The sequence below is a fragment of the Desulfocastanea catecholica genome, from assembly GCF_054657295.1.
Genome location: NZ_BAAHYZ010000009.1, coordinates 107435 through 127563, shown reverse-complemented (window position 1 = coordinate 127563; position 20129 = coordinate 107435). Strand labels below are relative to the sequence as shown.

General features: G+C 49.3%; 18 protein-coding genes. 8 read left to right on the top strand and 10 right to left on the bottom strand.

Annotation, left to right across the window (positions count from 1 at the left end):
- Nucleotides 1-110 precede the first annotated feature (110 nt).
- Together mutL and ACYQ8U_RS10360 are read left to right on the top strand one after the other, a co-directional pair.
- Nucleotides 111-2048, top strand: a complete 1938-nt coding sequence (mutL, locus tag ACYQ8U_RS10365; RefSeq protein WP_459945467.1) for a DNA mismatch repair endonuclease MutL — start codon at nt 111-113, stop codon at nt 2046-2048.
- Nucleotides 2049-2224: 176 nt separating this feature from the next.
- A complete protein-coding gene (locus ACYQ8U_RS10360; RefSeq protein WP_459945466.1) occupies nt 2225-2566 on the top strand; it encodes a hypothetical protein in 342 nt (113 codons plus the stop codon).
- Nucleotides 2567-2601: 35 nt separating this feature from the next.
- Here ACYQ8U_RS10360 and ACYQ8U_RS10355 read toward each other — a convergent pair whose 3' ends face one another.
- The 4 genes from ACYQ8U_RS10355 to ACYQ8U_RS10340 all read right to left on the bottom strand — a co-directional run bounded on the left by ACYQ8U_RS10355 (nt 2602) and on the right by ACYQ8U_RS10340 (nt 7093).
- The gene (locus ACYQ8U_RS10355) at nt 2602-4020 is read right to left on the bottom strand and encodes a cobyrinic acid a,c-diamide synthase CobB (protein WP_459945465.1); all 1419 of its coding nucleotides are present in this window, start codon (nt 4018-4020) and stop codon (nt 2602-2604) included.
- Between the two features lie 108 nt (nt 4021-4128).
- Nucleotides 4129-4800, bottom strand: a complete 672-nt coding sequence (locus ACYQ8U_RS10350) for a lysophospholipid acyltransferase family protein (RefSeq protein ID WP_459945464.1) — start codon at nt 4798-4800, stop codon at nt 4129-4131.
- Complete coding sequence (gene uvrB, locus ACYQ8U_RS10345; RefSeq protein ID WP_459945463.1) at nt 4797-6815, bottom strand: excinuclease ABC subunit UvrB; 2019 nt, start codon at nt 6813-6815, stop codon at nt 4797-4799. Before uvrB ends, ACYQ8U_RS10350 begins: the two co-directional genes overlap by 4 nt.
- A gap of 77 nt (nt 6816-6892) precedes the next feature.
- Complete coding sequence (locus ACYQ8U_RS10340) at nt 6893-7093, bottom strand: ferredoxin (RefSeq protein ID WP_459945462.1); 201 nt, start codon at nt 7091-7093, stop codon at nt 6893-6895.
- Between the two features lie 307 nt (nt 7094-7400).
- Between ACYQ8U_RS10340 and ACYQ8U_RS10335 the strand changes: the two genes are divergently transcribed.
- From ACYQ8U_RS10335 to ACYQ8U_RS10325, 3 genes are all read left to right on the top strand, one after another.
- The gene (locus ACYQ8U_RS10335) at nt 7401-8600 is read left to right on the top strand and encodes an FprA family A-type flavoprotein (RefSeq protein ID WP_459945461.1); all 1200 of its coding nucleotides are present in this window, start codon (nt 7401-7403) and stop codon (nt 8598-8600) included.
- A 13-nt stretch (nt 8601-8613) separates the two neighbouring features.
- The gene (locus ACYQ8U_RS10330) at nt 8614-9096 is read left to right on the top strand and encodes a hypothetical protein (RefSeq protein ID WP_459945460.1); all 483 of its coding nucleotides are present in this window, start codon (nt 8614-8616) and stop codon (nt 9094-9096) included.
- 95 nt (nt 9097-9191) lie between these two features.
- Nucleotides 9192-10361, top strand: coding sequence for an MBL fold metallo-hydrolase (locus ACYQ8U_RS10325; protein ID WP_459945459.1), 1170 nt, complete (start codon nt 9192-9194; stop codon nt 10359-10361).
- 172 nt (nt 10362-10533) lie between these two features.
- On the opposite strand, the gene ACYQ8U_RS10320 is transcribed toward ACYQ8U_RS10325, so the two are convergent.
- The gene (locus tag ACYQ8U_RS10320; RefSeq protein WP_459945458.1) at nt 10534-11424 is read right to left on the bottom strand and encodes an OmpA family protein; all 891 of its coding nucleotides are present in this window, start codon (nt 11422-11424) and stop codon (nt 10534-10536) included.
- A gap of 954 nt (nt 11425-12378) precedes the next feature.
- Here ACYQ8U_RS10320 and trhA point away from each other — a divergent pair.
- Together trhA and ACYQ8U_RS10310 are read left to right on the top strand one after the other, a co-directional pair.
- Nucleotides 12379-13038: a PAQR family membrane homeostasis protein TrhA gene (gene trhA, locus ACYQ8U_RS10315; RefSeq protein WP_459945457.1), complete on the top strand. Its 660-nt coding sequence runs from the start codon at nt 12379-12381 to the stop codon at nt 13036-13038.
- A 306-nt stretch (nt 13039-13344) separates the two neighbouring features.
- The gene (locus tag ACYQ8U_RS10310) at nt 13345-15240 is read left to right on the top strand and encodes a response regulator (protein ID WP_459945456.1); all 1896 of its coding nucleotides are present in this window, start codon (nt 13345-13347) and stop codon (nt 15238-15240) included.
- Between the two features lie 42 nt (nt 15241-15282).
- Here the strand turns inward: ACYQ8U_RS10310 and ACYQ8U_RS10305 are convergent, their stop codons facing one another.
- Nucleotides 15283-15435, bottom strand: a complete 153-nt coding sequence (locus ACYQ8U_RS10305; protein WP_459945455.1) for a hypothetical protein — start codon at nt 15433-15435, stop codon at nt 15283-15285.
- 53 nt (nt 15436-15488) lie between these two features.
- On the opposite strand from ACYQ8U_RS10305, the gene ACYQ8U_RS10300 reads away from it, so the two are divergent.
- A complete protein-coding gene (locus ACYQ8U_RS10300; protein ID WP_459945454.1) occupies nt 15489-16586 on the top strand; it encodes a hypothetical protein in 1098 nt (365 codons plus the stop codon).
- Nucleotides 16587-16676: 90 nt separating this feature from the next.
- Here the strand turns inward: ACYQ8U_RS10300 and ACYQ8U_RS10295 are convergent, their stop codons facing one another.
- The 4 genes from ACYQ8U_RS10295 to ACYQ8U_RS10280 form a co-directional block, all read right to left on the bottom strand.
- Nucleotides 16677-17639, bottom strand: a complete 963-nt coding sequence (locus ACYQ8U_RS10295; RefSeq protein WP_459945453.1) for a putative transporter — start codon at nt 17637-17639, stop codon at nt 16677-16679.
- An 89-nt stretch (nt 17640-17728) separates the two neighbouring features.
- Nucleotides 17729-17875, bottom strand: coding sequence for a hypothetical protein (locus ACYQ8U_RS10290; protein ID WP_459945452.1), 147 nt, complete (start codon nt 17873-17875; stop codon nt 17729-17731).
- Nucleotides 17850-19469 carry a DUF2339 domain-containing protein gene (locus ACYQ8U_RS10285; RefSeq protein WP_459945451.1) on the bottom strand — a complete coding sequence of 540 codons (1620 nt, stop codon included), beginning with the start codon at nt 19467-19469 and terminating at the stop codon, nt 17850-17852. Before ACYQ8U_RS10285 ends, ACYQ8U_RS10290 begins: the two co-directional genes overlap by 26 nt.
- Before the next feature lie 47 nt (nt 19470-19516).
- A complete protein-coding gene (locus ACYQ8U_RS10280) occupies nt 19517-20098 on the bottom strand; it encodes a pyridoxamine 5'-phosphate oxidase family protein (protein ID WP_459945450.1) in 582 nt (193 codons plus the stop codon).
- Nucleotides 20099-20129 lie beyond the last annotated feature (31 nt).

Below are 20129 nucleotides of genomic sequence, written 5' to 3'. Positions count from 1 at the left end.
ACACTCTCTTAACACTCATGGTAATATTCAGCTGCCTGTTACGGTACCGGTCAACTCACCCGGCCCACTGTAACATCTGCCTATGAACTATCAACAGGAAAGTCGGTACCATGTCAAAAATCCGTATACTGCCGGAACAGCTCGCCAATCAGATTGCCGCCGGCGAAGTGGTCGAACGTCCCGCTTCAGTTGTCAAGGAACTCCTGGAAAACAGCCTCGATGCCAATGCCAGTCGAGTTGAAATAGAAATTGAGGGCGGCGGCACCAGACTGATTCGCATCATCGACAACGGCGAAGGAATGGCTGAAGACGATCTGCTTTTAAGCCTTGAACGGCATGGTACTTCAAAGATCCGCACCGAGGAAGATCTCGCGGCCATCGGCACCCTTGGCTTTCGGGGAGAAGCGGTGCCATCTATCGGTTCCGTCTCCCAGTTCACCATAACTTCCCGCCCTGCCCGGGCGGAACTGGGTACAAGAGTGGTGCTGCATTTCGGTAAATTAATCAAGGTACACGAAATCGGCTGCGGTTACGGCACCACCGTCGAGGTCCGCAATCTCTTTGGTAACACTCCGGCCCGGCGAAAATTTTTGCGCACGGCGCGGACCGAGCTTGGCCATATTGATGAAGTGGTGAAAAACTACGCCCTCGGCTCGCCGGCCGTTACCTTTATCCTGAGAATCGACGGCAGAGACACCATTTATCTCGACAATTCCTTGTCGACAGAACAGCGACTGGCCAATATCATGCACTACGATGGCCCTTTTATTCCCGTTGGGACTGTCCGCCGGACAAACAACCTACGCCGGGTATCGGGCTTTCTTATACCACCCGAAAAGGTGACCATCGGGCCGGCAAAAATGCGCATCTTCGTCAATGGCCGGGCAATACGCGACAGAATGATTATTCACGCCGTAACCGAGGGATTACGGGGCTTTCTCATGAAAGGCAAGAACCCATCCGGCTTGATACATCTGGTATTGCCACCCGATGAGGTTGATGTCAACGTGCATCCGGCAAAGCACGAGGTTCGTTTTCGCAACGCCAGAGACGTCCACACCCTGCTCAGTCACGCGGTGGCCGAAGCCATGCTCGAGCAGCAAAAGATTCTAAAGACATCTCTTTTCGGTCCTGACCTGGCTGCGGCCAGAACAGCTGTGCCTCTTGAAGCAGCGCAGATGGCGACTCCTGCCTTCGAGCCATCGTTTGTTTCCAGCCGACAATCAAGCGATGATGTGCACCCGGCAAGAGAGCAGCAGTCGGCTGGGACAGATATAAAACACACGCCTGGGCCGTCGAAAGCAAAGATTTCTGCCCCAGCGATACCCCCAGCGATAACGACAGCGTTACGGCCAGCAACCGGACACCAGCCGCTCCTGGCCACCGCTGAACCGAGAGAACAATCGTCTTTTGCACAAACACGCGTGCCGGAGCGGCAGGAGACGCCTGAACAACAACAGAAAACAGTTCACCACAACCTGCTCGTTGTCGGCCAATATGATGATCTCTACATCTTCTGCAAGAACAGCGACGGACTGCTGGTCATTGACCAGCACGCCGCCCACGAAAGACTGCTCTACGAAAAACTGCGCAGACAGTACCTCGCCAAAACCGTTGTCCGGCAGATCCTGATGTTTCCCGAGACCGTTGAACTTTCACTCTTTCAAGCCCAGCTGGTGGAGAAAAACCAGCCGGCAATAGATCGACTTGGTTTTACCGTCAGGGAATTCGGCGGCAACACCTACATTATCTCCGCGGTTCCGGCACTGGCCGGCACCGCCAATCCCCGCGAATTGTTTTTCGACATTCTGGAACAGTTCGGCAGTGAGCAGAACAGGGGAGACGGAGGTGGATTTCTTGATATCATTCTCGCAACAATGGCCTGCAGGGCGGCGGTCAAGGCCGGAACACCTCTCTCACCACGGGAGATCGATACCCTGCTGAACGAAATGGCCAGGGCGGATTTATTTTCCCATTGTCCCCACGGCCGACCGGTGGTGAAACAGTTCACCAGGGATGACGTCAAAAAATGGTTCTATCGAAGCTGACCATCATCGATCGTACACTGACGACACAGGCGATACCAGCCGAAAAACTATTGACCTGCACACGGTTTTTTTAATATAGTGCGCGTTCTTTTGCCTCATCCCTCCTGGGAGAGGTCAGAGAGCACTATTGACACAAAAATATTCTTATCCATGTTAACAACAACTCGACATATCTCATGAAAGAAAAAAAACCAAAAAAGAAACTCCAGGTGGAAAAGCGTGAGCAGGCCATGATAGAAGGCATTATTGAAGGAAGTCCGGACGCTGTCGGGGTGGTGGTGGTACGCCTGGAATGCGGCTGCAGAAAGATGGCCGCTGTGTCAAAAGATGGGGAACCGGCCTCAAAAATCATCATGTACCGGGATCAGGCGACCAGCATCTGTGAAAAATGTAAGGAAGATAACGGCAGTTTTATGCGCATCAGAGAATCATTTATGCACTGGGTGGAACCAGCGCCAAGCGCCGAAAAACAAAAAGAAATCAGCCTGAAAGTCCTCGGCACAACGACCTCCCACTGATTATTCTGCTGCCGCTGGGAGGGAGGAGCAGCGGATTACGCCCCTTCCTGCCTTACTGTCCGACATCGCTGGACAAAATTATCGGCCCATTGCGGCGTGCCATCGGCGTGAATGTGCGTGTATAAGGCCAAAACGTTCTTGTAGGTCAAGCCGTCCCGACCGTTTATAAAGCCGTGGCCACGGACCATTTTCAGGACCAGCTGCTCTGGCGTGCCCTGCCAGTCGAGAATTTTCGAGTAGCGAAACTCATGCCCTTTTACTTCGGTCCCCGAGCGATAAAAAGGATTGTCCTGGTCGACTTGAAAAATTGTATAGCCGTGGGCCTGGGGTTTGGTCGACATACCGAAGCGTATGGGAAAGACGCCAACTAACGGGAACTCTTCCCCGTCCAGGACGATTGAACTGCCGAGATACATCAGACCACCGCACTCGGCATAGATCGGCAGACCGCATTCCGCCGCTTCTCTCACTGCCAGGCGAAAAGCTGTGTTGGCAGCCAGTTCCCTGGCATTCGTCTCGGGAAAACCGCCGCCGATGTACAGGCCGTCAAGTTGCGGCAGTTCGCTGTCAGACAGTGCGTTCAGCAGGACCAGTTCCCCGCCGGCCTTTTCCAGGGCTTCGAGGTTTTCCGAATAGTAAAACTGAAATGCGGCATCCTGCAGAATACCGATTCTTATCTTTGCCGGGCGCGCCGGTATTGGTTCAGCCTGTTTGTTACCGACGGCAATGGCTGCAAAGGCGGCAGCGACGGGATCTGCAGGCTGCGGCACAGTCCCCATTATCGCCTCAACCAGGTCAAGGTCGACATTTTCGCTGATCAGATCGATGAGAAAATCGAGCGCCCCGTGGCTATCGGTATATTCCTGATGCGGCACCATGCCCAAATGGCGCATGGGAAATATATCTCGTTTCAAGCGCGGGATAGCGCCAAGAACCGGAATGCCGGTATAGTTCTCAACCGATTCCGTGACCAGAAGACGCTGACGCTCGGTGGCTATCTGATTGAGGACAACACCCCTGATATCGATCCGCGAATCGAAGTGTTGACAGCCGAGAACCATGGCGGCAACGGTTCGGGTGGTCTTGGTACAGTTGACCACCAGCAGCACCGGTAAGCCCAGGGTTACCGCCAGTTCCGCCGTGGAATAGCCACCCGCCGCATCGACACCGTCGTACAGCCCCCGGTTGCCTTCGACGATGAGAAGCTCGGCTGCGGCTGAATGCCGGGCAAAAGAGAGCAGAATGGCCTCCCTGGTCATAAGAAAGGGATCGAGATTATAGCATCTTCGCCCGGCGGCCAACTGCAGCCATCCCGCATCGATATAATCCGGCCCTTTTTTAAATGGCACGACCACACGGCCCTGCCTGGCAAGTGCGGCGGTAATGCCCACCGAAACAACACTTTTCCCCGATCCTCCGGCAAGTCCAGCGACCACCAGCCCTTTTTTCTGCATACCTCTTGTCCTTTTCCTTGCTCTCTTCGACCAGCTCTTTTGCCTGTACCGATTATTGTCTGCTACTGTGATACTACTATGCAGAACCTGTAAAAAACAATCTTGTTTTCAGTGAGATGTCTTGCCGTAGCGCCCCCAGGCCTTGTTATACAGCTCGTTCAACCGTTGTTCCAGATGCAAACGATAGCCTTCGAGCTCATGGGGCTTTACCTTTGCCGGGACGAAAAACGGTTCCCCATAGTAAAAATCTATCCGGGAGAACGGTTTGGGAATAATCGTTCTGTCCCAGGATTTGACGGTAAAGTAGCGAGATGCGGCACAGACCATGGGAATAATCGGCGCCCCCGTCCGCGAGGCAAGCAGAAGGGTCCCGGCCTGGACGATTCTCGGCGGCCCCTGCGAGCCATCGGCGACAATCGCCGCGTTGCTTCCATCGCGAACCGCGCGCAGCATCGTTTTCAACCCCTCGACCCCTTTGTTGTTTCTCGAGCCCCGAACCGTGGCAAAGCCGAACCTTTCGGCCAGGCGGGCAAGGTATTCGCCATCCTTGCTCGAACTGACCATTGCCGTTGCGGAATATTTCCGCATATGATAAAGAGTATAAATTATAGAATAATGCCAGAAGGAGGCAATACCCGTTTGGTCTTTTTCATCCGGTTTAAAACAATTCTCTTCATTGTGCAAGGTCACGCGGCAGCTGCCGAACCAGAGGCGCATCAGCCAATACACCGCCGGCGGCACGACACCGAGCAGCAGATTATGCAGTTTCCCTTCTTTCATCCTATTTCAATTTCCAGCAGACGCATCTTCTTTATGCGATCACGCAACTCCGCCGCCCTCTCGAATGCCAGCTCTTTTGCCGCTTGATGCATCTCTTTGTCCAGTTTTTTGATTTCTTTTTCCAGGTCCTTGACGGATGAAAAGGTCGGCATTTCTTCGGCTATCGCCAGCAGTCCCGCCGTCAAATCCTCCGATACATAGCCCGAATTGTGCAGATGCTGCTGCATAGAATCCTTTACCGCGGAGATGATGGTTCGGGGGGTGATATCATGCTGCCGGTTATATTCCTCCTGTATTTTCCGTCGCCTTTCCGTTTCTTCAAGAGTGTAGCGCATCGAACCGGTAATGGTATCGGCATACATGATCACCAACCCTTCGGCGTTGCGGGCGGCACGCCCGCACGTCTGAATAAGCGATCTTTCCGACCGGAGAAAACCTTCTTTATCGGCATCAAGAATGGCCACCAGGGACACTTCGGGGATATCCAGCCCCTCGCGCAAAAGATTTATGCCGACCAGCACGTCAAAGGCCCCATTTCGGAGATCACGTATGATTTCGATACGTTCGAGGGTTTTAATATCGGAATGCAGATAGCGGACCCGGATGCCGATCTTCTCATAATAATCGGTGAGGTCTTCAGCCATTCTTTTTGTCAACGTTGTCACCAGCACGGCTTCACCCCGATCGGCGCGCAGGCGTATCTCTTCAAGCAGGTCATCGACCTGGCTGGTGGCCGGACGTACCTCGATCCTCGGATCGAGCAGGCCCGTCGGTCGAATGACCTGTTCGATCACCCGGCCCCCTGCCTGCTCCAGCTCATAAGGGCCTGGGGTTGCCGAGACATAGATGACCTGATTGACACGCCCGGCAAATTCATCAAACCTCAAGGGCCGGTTGTCGAGTGCCGACGGCAGGCGAAACCCATAGTCGACCAGGGTGGTCTTTCGCGACCGATCCCCGTTGTACATGCCGTTCAACTGGCCGATGGCGATATGACTTTCGTCAATAAAGAGCAGATAGTCCTCCGGAAAATAGTCGAGCAGGTTGGGCGGCGGCACCCCTGGTTTTTTTCCGGTCAGATGGCGGCTGTAATTTTCAATTCCCGTGCAATACCCCAATTCTTGAATCATTTCAAGATCGAACATAGTGCGCTGGTCAAGGCGCTGAGCTTCAACCAGCCGGTTATCCCGGTAAAAAGACTCCAGCCGCTCGGTCAGTTCGGTCTTGATTGTCTCGCAGGCACTGTGCAGCCGAACTTTCGAGGTAACAAAGTGGCTGCCGGGAAAAACCGTATACTCCTCGAGGCGCTCCAGCACCACGCCGCGCAGCGGATCGATAATGGTGATCCCTTCAATAGTTTCGCCGAAAAACTCGACTCGAAGCGACCTGTCCTCCTCGTGCACCGGAAAAATATCCAGCACATCGCCACGCACCCGAAATGTGCCTCGATGAAAGGAAACATCATTGCGCTCATACTGCATATACACCAGGCGACGCTGGATTTTTTCAATGGGATACTCTTCCCCTGCCCGAAGAAACAGATGCATGTTTTTATATTCGTCGGGGGAACCAAGACCGTAGATACAGGATACCGAAGCGACAATGAGAACATCTCGGCGAGTGAGCAGAGACCTTGTCGCGGAGTGACGCATTTTATCAATAGCATCGTTTATCGACGAATCCTTTTCAATGTAGCTGTCGGACTGGGGGATGTAGGCTTCCGGTTGATAATAATCGTAATAGGAGACAAAATACTCAACGGCATTGTGCGGAAAGAGCTCCTTGAACTCGCTGAAAAGCTGGGCGGCCAGGGTCTTGTTGGGGGCGATAACGAGGGTTGGCCGCTGTACCTGGCTGATGACATTGGCCATGGTAAATGTTTTTCCTGATCCGGTCACCCCGAGGAGGACCTGGCTTTTTATGTTGGCCTGTACGCCCTGCACCAGCGCCTTGATGGCGTCCGGCTGATCCCCGGAAGGCTGAAACTGCGATGTAAGCTGAAAAGGTATATCCATAAAATTAGGCGACCCGTTTAATCATAAGAATGCCATGCAAAAGTAACAGAAAGGATGGTTTTTTTAATATGAACAAATTATTCATCCGTTTCCCAGAAAATACAGTCTTCCGGACAGTTTTTTATCGCCTCATCGACAAGGGCAACCGGATAGTCGGCAAGCTCAATGACCTCCATCAGACCTGTGGCCGGATTATGTTGAAAGATCCGCGGGGCAATTTCAATGCACCCCCTGCAGTCACTGCAGAGACCCAGATCTATTGACGGGTGTTGCTTCATGTATTTGGAATCCTTTAGTATAGGCCATGGTAGCCCTCGACGGCGATGATGTTTTGCAGCATTTTAACAGGAGCAATTACCCCGGTAAAATATTATGGTAATCATTATTATCCAAACAAAAACCACAATCTTATTCTCAGGATAAGGGCATCCTTTTATTGTAATAATTTTGCCCGTCATTTATCATAGATATCGGTAAACCGCCATAAAATGGTGGATTGAACACTATCGACTGGTTACATTGACCGGCAACCAAAAACAACCAACTTCACATAGACACACTTCACCACATACAAGGGGAGTAAAAATGAGCAACACCGAACTGGCAAAAGGTATTTACTGGGTGGGAGCCATCGACTGGGATGTGCGAGATTTCCACGGCTATTCCACCTACAATGGGACAACCTACAATGCATTTCTCATTGTCGATAAAAAAGTTACCCTTCTTGATACTGTCAAGCGCTCGCATCTCGACGAATTGCTCGATAATATCCGGGCAATTATCGACCCGGCAAAAATTGATTATCTCGTGGTCAACCACGTCGAGATGGACCATAGCGGCAGTCTCCCGGCGATGATGGACATTATCAAGCCGGAGAAACTCTTCTGTTCCCCAATGGGGCAAAAGGCAATTATTGAGCACTTCCACAGAGAAGACTGGCCCTATGAAGTGGTAAAATCGGGCAGTGAAGTCAGTTTAGGCAAACGAACCATTCAGTTTCTTGAAACCAGAATGCTGCATTGGCCGGATTCCATGTTCAGCTATATCAAAGAAGACGGCATTCTTTTTTCAAGCGACGCTTTCGGACAGCACTATGCGACAAGCGAAAGGTTCGATGATGAAGTGGATATCTCGGAAGTTATGCAGGAAAGTGGCAAATATTACGCTAACATCCTGTATCTTTTTTCCCCGCTGATCAGAAAACTGCTGGCCTCCGTCAAAGAGATGAATCTTGATATAAAAATGATAGCGCCTGACCACGGGGTTATCTGGCGAACCCATCAAAATAAAATACTTGAGGCATACGATAAATGGAGTCGTAATGAATCGGATAAAAAGGTCCTTGTTATCTATGATTCCATGTGGCACTCGACAGAAAAAATGGCCCAGGCCATTGGCGCCGGGCTCAAGGAAACCGGAATCAGTACCAGGATGATCAACCTGAAAGTACACCATCGCAGTGATGTCATGACGCAAGTCCTCGGCGCCAAGGCGGTCATCGTCGGCTGTTCGACCCTGAACAACGGCCTCCTGCCGCGTATGGCCGGCTTTCTCATGTACATGCGTGGCCTGAAACCGACCAATAAATTCGGTGCCGCCTTTGGTTCCTACGGCTGGAGTGGCGAGGCGGTCGGTCTGATCAACGCCGCGCTTGAGGAGATGAAAATCGACGTGATTGAAAATGGCCTTCGTTTTAAATATGTCCCGGATGACCGCAAACTGGAAGAGTGCAAGGAAATGGGCAGGCGGATCGGCAAACGCGTCAACGAAAGTTTTAATTCATAAACCATGATGAATCATGAATAAAATTTCCCAGCATAAAGTCCTTCTCGCTGGCGATACACTTGATCACTGCAGTGAGCAGGTGCATAAGTTTTTTGACCTGACCTCTCTGGTGATATATGACTGCATCGAGGTGATTGAAAGAAAATCTTTTTCTGGCCTGGATGCAGCTTTTTACGACCATATTGTCAAGGCGGAAAGGCAAAATCGCCAAACGGTACAGGGGTTGATCGACGAACTGACAAAAGCTCATATCCTGAAAACAGAAGATCTAATACATGTCGAGCAGGGCTATCTGAGCAAAACCCTGCACATTCTCAGCCATTTTCTCGACGGGTTTATCGGTATTGATTCATATTTTTATAATCTGATCGATGACAGCCACTGGCTGCCTTCGGCAACCGCAAAAGCCATTCAGCAGCATCCAGACCAGTATTGGCTGCTGCACCTTGATTGTTTTGCAACGACAGCGGAGGAAGCAGGTTTTTTGCGTTTTTAAGAAATTTTATTGTTATAATAGATTATTTTGGTATCCAATGCTACGCTTACGCTCCGAAATACTCTATCTATGAACGGCTAACTGAAGGAGACTCAATGAGTATTTTCAAATACACCGCGGCAGAACTGTATGACGCGCTGACAGCAAAGAAAGACATGGTCGTTCTGGATGTCAGAAACAAGGTGGACTTTGCCAGGTTCAAAGTAGAGTCCCCCTACCCTTTCATTTTGCAGAATATTTCCTATTTCGATTTCATGGAAATTGAAGATGAATGTGTTGCACAAGTGATCAAGGACAAACCGGTGCGCATCGTCTGTGCCCAGGAAGGTTCGGCCAAGTATGTGGCAGAAATTCTTGAAAAACATGGCCTGCAGGATATCGGCTACCTTGCGGGAGGTATCAAATCCTGGGGTAATCTCCTGGTACCTGTCCTGCTCAATCCGGGAGAATCATTTAAGTTGTTCCAATTCATCAGACCCGGCAAGGCATCCACCAGCTATGGCCTGCAGAATGGCGACGAGCTTATGCTCTTTGACCCCTCGCGAAACATTGATTTCTACCTGGATTTTGCCGAAAGCAATAAATGCAGACTCATTAAAACCTTTGAAAGCCATCTCCAGGCTGACTATATCGCCGGCAGCAGAATCCTCTCGGAAAAGACCGGGGCAACGTTTCTGGCCAACGAAAATGATTTTGCCGGGGCCAACATCAAATACACCCCCCTGCAGGACGAAGCCATCTACCAATTTTCCCGTACGGGTCCCGCGGTTCAATGCATTTTCACTCCTGGACATACCCCGGGATCGACCAGCTTTATCATCGATGATCGGTATATGATCACCGGTGACACTGTTTTTATTCGCTCGATCGGCCGGCCCGACCTTGGCGGGCAGGTAGAAGCATGGTCCGACAAGCTCTTCGAGTCGCTGCAGAAGATAAAAAAATACCCGGCTGACATGATTGTTCTCCCCGGGCATTACATGAGCTGGGAAGAGGCGAATGACCGTCTGGCCTTTGTCTCCACCCTGGCGGAAACAATGGCATATAATAAAGATATCTACGCCATTGAGGATAAGGCCCGTTTTCTTTATTTCATCAAAAGCAATATGCGACAACAACCCGACGAGTATGCGATGATCCGGCTGATCAACGCCAATCTGCAACAGGTGGAGGATGACAAGGCCGAAGAACTCGACCTGGGCAAGAATGAATGCGCGGCGACGGCATATGCAGCCAGTCAGAAATCGGCGGCAGCTTCAAGCTAAGTCGTTGTCAGACAACTCCCATGGCCAACGGCAAACCCGAAACGGCATAAGCTGCATTGTCATCCTGCGGCATCTTCGTTTGCCACAAAAAAAAGCCCATGAAGTTCGAAGTGAACTTCATGGGCTTTTTTTATTCCAGTAACGATCGAACTGGATCGTCACTCATAACTTTTTACATAGTAGGAGTAAATTCAACCCTTCTGTTTTTTGCTCTATTCTCAGGTGTGTCATTAGGATAGGCAGGTTTCGCCTCGCCATGGCCTACAGCGGTGAGTCGATCTGCAGAAATGCCAACTTCATTAACCAGATACTTCATGACGGCGTTTGCACGTCTTTCGGAGAGTTTCTGATTGTATGCATCTGTACCGACGCTGTCGGTGTGACCATCAATTTGTACGGTCATTTCGGGATAAGCGTCAAATATTACTTTGGTTTCATCCAGAACAGGATAGTAGTCTTTCTTGATCACTGCTTTATCGAAATCAAACAACAGCTTGTCTTCAGCTGCCCAGCACCCTCTCTCATCGACGACAACACCCTTAGGTGTACCCGGACAGGCATCCCTGTCATCTGGAACGCCGTCACCATCCTCGTCACCTATAGTCGGAACAGCAACTGCAACGACAGGCAGGGAATAGGCACTAAGAATTTCTGTCCATTCTTCTCCACCATATGCAATAGAATCCTTGCCAAAAACTATTGTATCATCTACGACCTTGGCGTACGAAGAAACACTGAGCTCGTTGACAGCCTCCGGTGTCAGTTCGAGGCCGTAAGCAGTGAAAATGGTGTGATACTGGGCAGGAGAATAGGCAACAGGAACTTTATTGAAAACAACCTGGTCACCTGAAGCTTTTGCATAAGATGACGGCACGCCAGACACAGCCTCTGGAGTAAGGTTCAGACCATATGCTTCGAGAAAGCTGTTAAATTGATAAGAAGACGAATAAGCTGTTGAAGACTTTTCGAAGGTCGGCGTAGCACCTGCAGGTAACTCAATAGCGACAGCGGGCATACTGATGGCAAAGACAGCCATCAGGACAAACAGTGTTTTTTTCAGCATAATTATTTCCTCATTTAAATTTTAATAAAAAAACCTCTACACAAAAATACTGACAACGACGAATAAATCTAACAGCTTCTATAGTAAATTGCAAACAGCAATTCTAACAGCTTCCACCTAAATGAATGCTCCATATTATGCTCTGCAATAATGAAAGTGCTCTCTTTTCCAAAAAAACATCACCTTTGCCTCTATCGAACCCGAATATTTCATGACAAAAGCCACCACAATGTAACAGGAAAAGACCAGTAAGAATTCGGGGGTAGACAAAATATAGTACCGAGTTAATCAAGCTCTTAGGCATAACATGCGAAGCTCGCCAAACAAGGTTCTTTCCTTTGCGTCACCTCCTTTTATATTGCAGGATATTGTCAATCATTTACTTTTTTAATTGCAGCCAGCAAATCAATCTGCCGTTTATTGCAAACATGGTAAGCAGTAATTTTGTAAAATCCAGCAATGTTTGGCAATAAAAACAAAACATTCCAGCAAACACGTAATGAAAAATCAGTTTTTTGACCGGAACTTTTGCTGCCGCAATTATAATTGGGCTAAAAATTGTCCTTAATTAATCCGATTGTATCGGTCAACAACCACTCGACAACTGCTCATTTTTCCCCTCTGGCGATGCAGAGATATTCTTTTCTGCTCAGCTCTTTTTTGGCTTTCTATCAGATAGATGATGGCTATAAAAGTTTATATTCACCTTGCAAAGATACCACTACCGGTTATCCAGTCTTTCTGACAGGTCTGAAAAATCAACGAAAAAAAAAGTGACACTTTCAGTATAATTCCGCATATAAACCAAAAAATTATCTGTGTCAACAAGGCAACACAAAAAATCTGGTGCAAAGAACGTTCTTATTGACAGCCTGATGAAACCTGATGATAGTTTTGTCACTATGACCCCAATCAGAACCTTAACCTCTTCATGCGGAAATCCTCCAGCCCCCTATGCCGAACTGTCCACAATGCAACGAATATTCGCTTAAGGAAGAACTTACCAATGGCATTACTCATGGAATCGGCGCAGGTCTCGCTCTCATAGGGCTCATCACGCTCCTTTTCACAGCCATCCGCTACGGCACTGTCTGGCATATTGTCAGTGCTGCAATTTATGGCAGCTCTCTCATTCTGCTCTATTTGGCCTCTGCCTTTTACCATCTGTTTTCCCTCCACGGCCTGAAGAAGTTTTTTCAAAAACTTGATCATTTAATGATTTATATATTGATTGCCGGAACTTATACACCCTTTACATTGGTGACACTGCAGGGAACATGGGGATGGACCTTGTTTGCTCTGGTATGGGGAATGGCCCTCTGTGGACTCCTGCTGGAGCTGGTTTTAAAAAAGCGGATCGAATGGCTCTCTCTTACATTTTACCTTGGGATGGGCTGGCTGTTACTTATCGCCATCAAACCTCTGGCAGTTTCTCTCGCAACGGGTGGTCTGATCCTTCTTCTGATTGGTGGCTTACTGTATACTTTTGGTATTGTTTTTTATGTCTGGAAAAACCTCTCATACAGTCATGCTATTTGGCATCTCTTTGTGATGGCTGCCAGTACTGCACATTTTTTTGCCATCTTCTTTTACGTCATGCCATCATTTTCTTAAATATCATTCTGATATAATTCAATATATTTCCATATGAACCTTGACGTCCAGCGCTTGACCGACAGGACTTCTGGGTCATTTCCGGTTGATGATGAGCAGCATAGACAGGAAGAAGAATGAGAATTGTAATCATTTTTTTGATAAAATCAGCCATTGACTGGACTAGCATTAAATTTGGTGTATATTGGTGTATACTATACAATAGTTAGTAATAGTTAGGGATCTATCCATCGCGACGGTTTAAGACCAGCTTATTCCCACTACTTTTTCTATGCAACTGCCTACCAGAAAATTTTGGAGATACTGATGCATTCTTTTCTCTCAACTGGCATGCGTGAAGGTCAGGACAGTGAGACCTTGCGAAAAATTATTATGTTAAATATTTTTCTTTCTCTCGCCGCTCTTCTTCTCTTCAGCATGGGAATTATTGCTGTGGCGCAAGGTGCCATTCTTCTGGGTATCGCCGATTTTCTTATTACCGCACTCCTTTCGGTAATTTTATTTTATCTCCATCGAACCGGTAACGAACCCATTGCCTCCCACTTGGGGGTCGTCATTTTGTTTTTCTTTTTTTGTTATCTTTTTTTAATCGGAGGTGTCCAGACTACCTCGTTCATGTGGCTCTATACCTATCCTCTTTTTTCTCTTTATCTCATAGGATTACCCCGAGGCATGTGGTCTACCAGTCTTCTCTTTATTTTTTGCACCGGCTGGCTCGGCTACGATTTACTTTCCGACAGTGTCAATGTGTATGACTTAAATTTCGCGTTTCGTTTTATCCCTTCTTATCTGATTGTCTGTGTTCTGGCATTTCTAGTAGAAACCAGCCGGACCGCTACTCGAAATGCCTTGCTGGACAAACAGCAACTTCTTGCCGGATCCATAAACGAATTACAAAAAAAAGAAGCGGAACTGGAAGATGCGAGAAATCAACTCGAACTGAGGGTTGCGCTCAGGACTGCCGAATTGGAGAAGGCCAACGAGCAATTACGCCTGGAAATTGATGAACGGAAATGGGCACAGCAAGAACGTTTACGTCTCGAGGCCGAACTGCAGAGGGTCGAAAAAATGGAGGTACTCGGCCGACTAGCCGGTGGAGTGGCCCATGACCTCAACAATGTGCTGTCTGGTATCGTCAGTTATCCCGACCTGCTGCTGCACAGGTTAGCCCCCGAGAGTGACATGCGCGGTCCCCTGGAGAATATACGCCGGGCCGGTACAAGAGCAGCAGTCATTGTCCAGGATCTACTGACTTTGGCCCGCCGCGGTATAACGATCAAAGAAAAAGTGCAGCTCAATGATGTTGTCAATGCCCATCTGCAGAGTCCGGAGTTTATCAATCTACAAAAAAATTATCCTGGTGTGACAGTGGAGACGCGCCTTGCCCCTGATCTGCAAAGTTTGGCCGGCTCACCGATACATCTGGAAAAAACAGTCATGAATCTTCTGGTGAACAGCTTTGAAGCGATAGAGGACCAAGGCACCGTTTTGGTGGCAACCGAAAACCGCTATGTCAATAGCCCCATTAAAGGCTATGACACCACCATTCCCGGCAACTATGTCGTGCTGACAATAAGTGATAATGGTATGGGTATTCCACCGGATAAGCTGGCGAGAATTTTTGAACCGTTTTACACCAGTAAAGTTATGGGGCGGAGCGGCACGGGACTCGGCATGACGGTCGTCTGGGGGACTGTCAAGGATCATGGTGGATATCTCGATGTTGCAAGTTCTCCGGAAGAAGGTACGACTATTACGGTTTTTCTTCCGGTACAGGAAGGCGAAGAGGCCCAGGAGCCACATGCCGTCTCTGCTCCGGAAGAAATGAAACAGGGCAACGGGGAAACAATCCTGCTCGTCGATGATGATGAGGCGCAGCAAAAACTCGGAAAAAGTATTCTCACCACCCTGGGATACAAAACTGAGACGGCAGAGAGCGGTGAGAAAGCCCTGGATTTTCTCAGAGAGCACACGGTTGATCTTGTTCTGCTCGACATGGTCATGGAACCGGGAATGGATGGTCTGGATACCTATCAGAATATTCTTACCATCCGGCCGGACCAGAAGGTGATTATTGTCAGTGGCTACTCCGAGACCGATCGGATTAAAAAGGCTCTAGAACTCGGCGTACGCAGCTATGTGAAAAAACCGTATCGTCTTGGAGAGATCGTCACGATAATCCAGGATGTACTGGCAGGATAAGAGTGATTTTCTGAAGAAATCCTTACGCTGCAAAAGGCCGCATTATCTCATGATGATGCGGCCTTTTTTGTGCCAGTCAATTTCTTCGGCGGAAAGCTCAACAAAAAACATAACCATTTTTTGCCCTTTTATTTTTCTTTTGAGATAATTATTTCCATCCCAAGTACCGATACGTAATAATAAAGGTTTTTTCATTTTTCTTACACCTGCAAAGAGAGAACTGACAAATTCAACAGAAGGAGAGCGCAATGGACAAGCTCATGCGACAGCTGATTTTTCTCGTTTACACCTTACTTTTACGATGGCCGATCTGGCTGCTGATCTGGATTTTTGGTCACGGCGGCATCTTCAAAACCCTGTTTCTTATTTATCCGACAGACCACTCTGAGTGCCTCGATTTTTGTCCTGATATTAAGTGGCTACGAAAATTCTTTTCAGGTCGCCCCACCCCTGCCGGTTTAATCATGAACGGATGGCGCCCTATTGGAATATATCTTGTGATTCCGAACTCGGCTCTGGAATTGATGCAGAGGAAAAACCGGCCTATGGTCGAAACCATTATCAGGCGCATGCTCTGGGTCCAGAAGCTTTCCGGGGCAAAAACAATAGGTTTGGCAGGACAACTTGGTCCGATATTCGAAAAACGCCATGGACTGCCGATGGAACCACCCTTTTACAGCAGTACCTATGGTAACATTTTCAGTATCCAGAAGGCTGTCAGCCATCTGGTAAAGACTGCCAGGAAAAATCCCCGGCAGGTTTCCGTGGCCGTTGTCGGGGGAGGCCTCCTTGGTGAACAACTGGAAAAACATCTGGGCGATGACGGCTATCACATGTCGATGGTTGATGTCAGATATACCAGAAAAGGCGATGTCAAGTTAATGGACGAAGAACAAGCGAGGCAGCAACTCGGTGCGGTGGATTTTGTCATCAATCTTCTGCCCAGAGGCAAGGATTTTCTCGACTGCCGACTGCACCGTCAAATTGCCGAATCAGCAACCATAATTGATTTTTCCCGGCCACCGATCCCGACCCAGGCTATCCCACAGAAAACAGTTATGGGCAACCGGGTGCAGCGCAACGGCATGCACTTTTTCATGCGGCTTCCCGGTGGCTGGCAACGTCATGAACTCCCGGCCTGTTCCATGCCGTCTCTGGTGGCGTCGCTTGCCGGTCCTGTCAGCAGTATGGCCGAATTTCGCCTTGCCGCCGCTAAGTGCCAATTTTACACCGCACTGGCTGGGGCACCAGTCCAACGCCATCAGACTATCGGAAGCCGGCTCCGTGCATTTACCACCCTGCATCCAGTCGTCAATCGATGTATGCTGTTTGTTTTGAAAAGTTGACCGTCTTTCAGCGCCTGAAAGAGCGGGTCAGAGCTACGTACCTTACAGATTATTGTCTGGCCAAAAACCAAGAAAATAATCTGTAAGGCACTAATATTTAATATTCATTTCGAATTCCCGCAAACGCTTATGGATTGACCGAAGCTCGGTGATGGTGGTCCAGTTGGCGATGAATATGGAAAAGGATTCCCGCACCTTGCTGAAAGCGTTGGAGACCTGCACCAGCACGCCCAAAGTGATAAGGCCAGTGAAAAGACCTGGTCCCATGATCAGATAGGGCACGATAACCATCAGCTGTTCAAAGAAATTCACCCAGATATCAAAATAACCATAGTGCAGGAACAGCCGGTTATAATTAAACTTCAAACCGATAAAAAGTTCGGTGATGGTCTCGGTTTTACCGTAATTGATTTTGTCGTCCTCGGCGTAGACAAGCTCTTTTCGAAAAGCCGCTTCCACCTTCTGGTTATTATACTCCAGCCCCGGCAGCTTTATACCGACGAACCAGGAAATAACCAGGCCACCCACCGATACCAGCAGGGCCACCCAGACCAGGCTGCCGGGCACATCCTTGACAAACTGAATATCAACACCTTTGCTGAGTGCCCAGAGAATCGGCAGAAAGGCCATAAGGGTCATGATCGCCCGAATTACCTGCAGACCAAGGCTCTCGAAAATCCGCGCAAAGCGATAAATATCCTCCTGAATACGCTGACTGGAGCCTTCCACTTCCTCTTCAACCGTCTGCCATTTCGTTACATAGGAGAAGGTCATGGCCTCCCGCCATTTGAAGGCATAGATACGGGTAAAATATGCGGTCATGGTGGCAATGAGAACATAGGGAAAGGCGATTTTGGCAAAAATGAGCATCTGATCCCAAAATTCACTCACCTCGTGTTCCGTGGCCTTTTGCAGAATATTATAAAAACTGCCGTACCATTGATTAATCTTAACCGTTAATTCCACCTGAATAAACAGCGCCATCAACAACACACATCCACCACCATAGGCCCAAAGGGCCCATTTTTTACTTTTAAAAAACGATCGAAACATTGTTGTTTCCTTCTCAAAAAAACAAATAAACTCAGCTTAATCGTGGATGTACAGAAGAGAGGTGTACAAGAGCGGCAAACCATAATCCTTTATCTCTTTCCAGCCACCCTTTTTTCTTCAGCCTTGTTCATTTCATTGCTGAGATCACGGTAAAAAAGAGAAGAGAAAGCGCCTGTCTGGTCGACCTGAAGATAACAGTCTGCGGCAAAATCACCAAGAGCTATCCCTTCGCTCATCTTCCTCTTTTTTTGGAGGTAAGGGAGAAAAATATCCAATAATGAGCATAAGAATACCGATCAGCAGAAAAGAAACGATACGGGCAATGGTTGCCATGCCGGAGAGATCGACGACAAAGAGTTTCAACACTACCATAGTCAGCAGAGTAGCTCCTGCCCGCCAGAGCGGGCGACTCCCCTTTCGAGCGGCCCAGGCCGTAATCGCCAGGGCGCCAGGACCCCACAGGGCGGCGAGTGCGCCCTGAAAAATCGCCGAGCAATACAAGGAAACGATATCATACGGAATGCCGACATAAAAATGCACCGAACGGGCAACCACACTGTTTACCCAGAAAAAGAAAACAACGCCGACTGCCCAGAAAGACTGCTGTAGAGGCAAATATTTCAGCACGTAAGCATTATTTTTCCGGTTGAACCGCCACAGGACCAAGGTGATAAGTACGGCAAGTCCCGAGAGTTCAACCGGATTGACCAGAGGAATATAGGCGAGCGGCCAGGGGTCGCCGGCAACGGAAAAAGATACGATGGTCCAGAACACAAGGCCAAAGGCAGGAAGTACACCGCCCAACCCCAGATAAATTGTGGCATACTTGCCGACAGGCCAGGAAACACCTCTAACCAGATACAGGAGCAGCAGCAGTCCGCCACTTGGGATAAGGGCCCAGCAGCAGAACGACCAGATCTCGCTCAGACCGGAAAACCGGCCAACCGCCCAACTCCCCTCGTGGCTCAAAGTGAAGAGCAGGAACCACAGGGTGCCGAGGTGCCAGGCGATCATGTTTCGCCTGGGCCAGTTTCCGGCAAAGAGATAAAGAATACGGTATTGGGTAACAAAGGCCACCGTCCAGGCCACTGCCCCCCAGCCCGCGAAAAGATGGGAACTGGAAGACAGAGCACCAATGCTAAGAGGAAGGAGAAGCACCATGGCCGGCAGCTGCAGATAGAGTGACAGCCCGAAACGCGGCCATTGAAGTTTTTTCACGCTCATCCCCATGAGAATGGAACTCGCGCAGCAAAATAACAGAAAGCCATGTGCCATGTCTCGGTGGGCCATCTGCATGTTCACTTCACGCAGCCCGCCGATATACCACCAGGCGAGTCCGAGAATCATCAGCGGCAGGGCGAAATAGTGCTCCCAGTTTTTCAATTCGCAGCGATATCTCTCCAGGAAATAACTGGAAGAAAGCGCGGCAAGCGACAGAGACAGACAACCAAGAAAATATTGATTGGCGAAGGCCGTAGAGGAAAAGGGATACCAGACCGAATCGACAAAGATGTACCCGGCCGCCAGTTGCAGGAGGATCCCGAAATACCGCGCGAGTATTCGCCTCTGCCGACAGCCGACCCAGACCATGCCGCCACCCTCAAGGGCCCAGATCGCAGCGGACCACTGTCCATCCAGGGCAAGGGGAATGGCCAGACTGCCAAAAACCACGCCCAGGGCGAGAAACACCTCACTCACAAGGTGCATGGAAAAAACAGGTCTGCGCCATAAGAGAGTTACACGCGCCAGATAGACAAGACAAAGAAAAGAACACCAGAAACGGTTCCGTTGACCAAAAGAATTCCGGCTGATAGGCGGTGCCGTCCCCAAGAATCAGATGCATCGTCTCTCCACTATTTACCGAAGTCTGTTCCCGGTTAGCGGATGAGAACCGCCGCCTCCCTGTCTCCAGGAAGATCTCTCTGCCGTAGATAGGCACGGATTTTGTCTTTCTCCGCCGCCGATTTTTTCTGTGCCAGGTTGGCCTTGGCGGTAACGGTCAGTGGCCGCACTGCCACAACCGTACAGAATTTTACTGCCGGGGTATCGGCATTAATTTTGGCAAACTGTCCATCGTTTTCATGGCAGGCCATCAGCGCGTTGAGCGCACCGACCTTTTCAGCCACTTCTTCGACAATTTCAGCCTGGCCGCGGATGATGACACACTGGTAAAATTGCCCGACATCGCAGACGGGTAGAGCAGGGTCATAGGCTGTATCGAGGTAGGCAAGGGGAATGTCCACCTCAAAACACACCTTTTGATGACGCTTGATGTTGTCGAGCTTCTCCCCTTGCGTACTGCAATGAAAATAGATGCATCCCTGCCAGTAAACATAATTGACCGGGGTGATGTAGGGATAACCTTCCTCACCGAGGGTCGCCAATCGGCCAACCCTCTCTTTTGTCAAAATAGCTTCAATTACCGTTTTCTCCGTTATCTCATTCTGTTTTCTGCGCATCTCCTCACTCCTGTCAGACCTCCCACGTTAT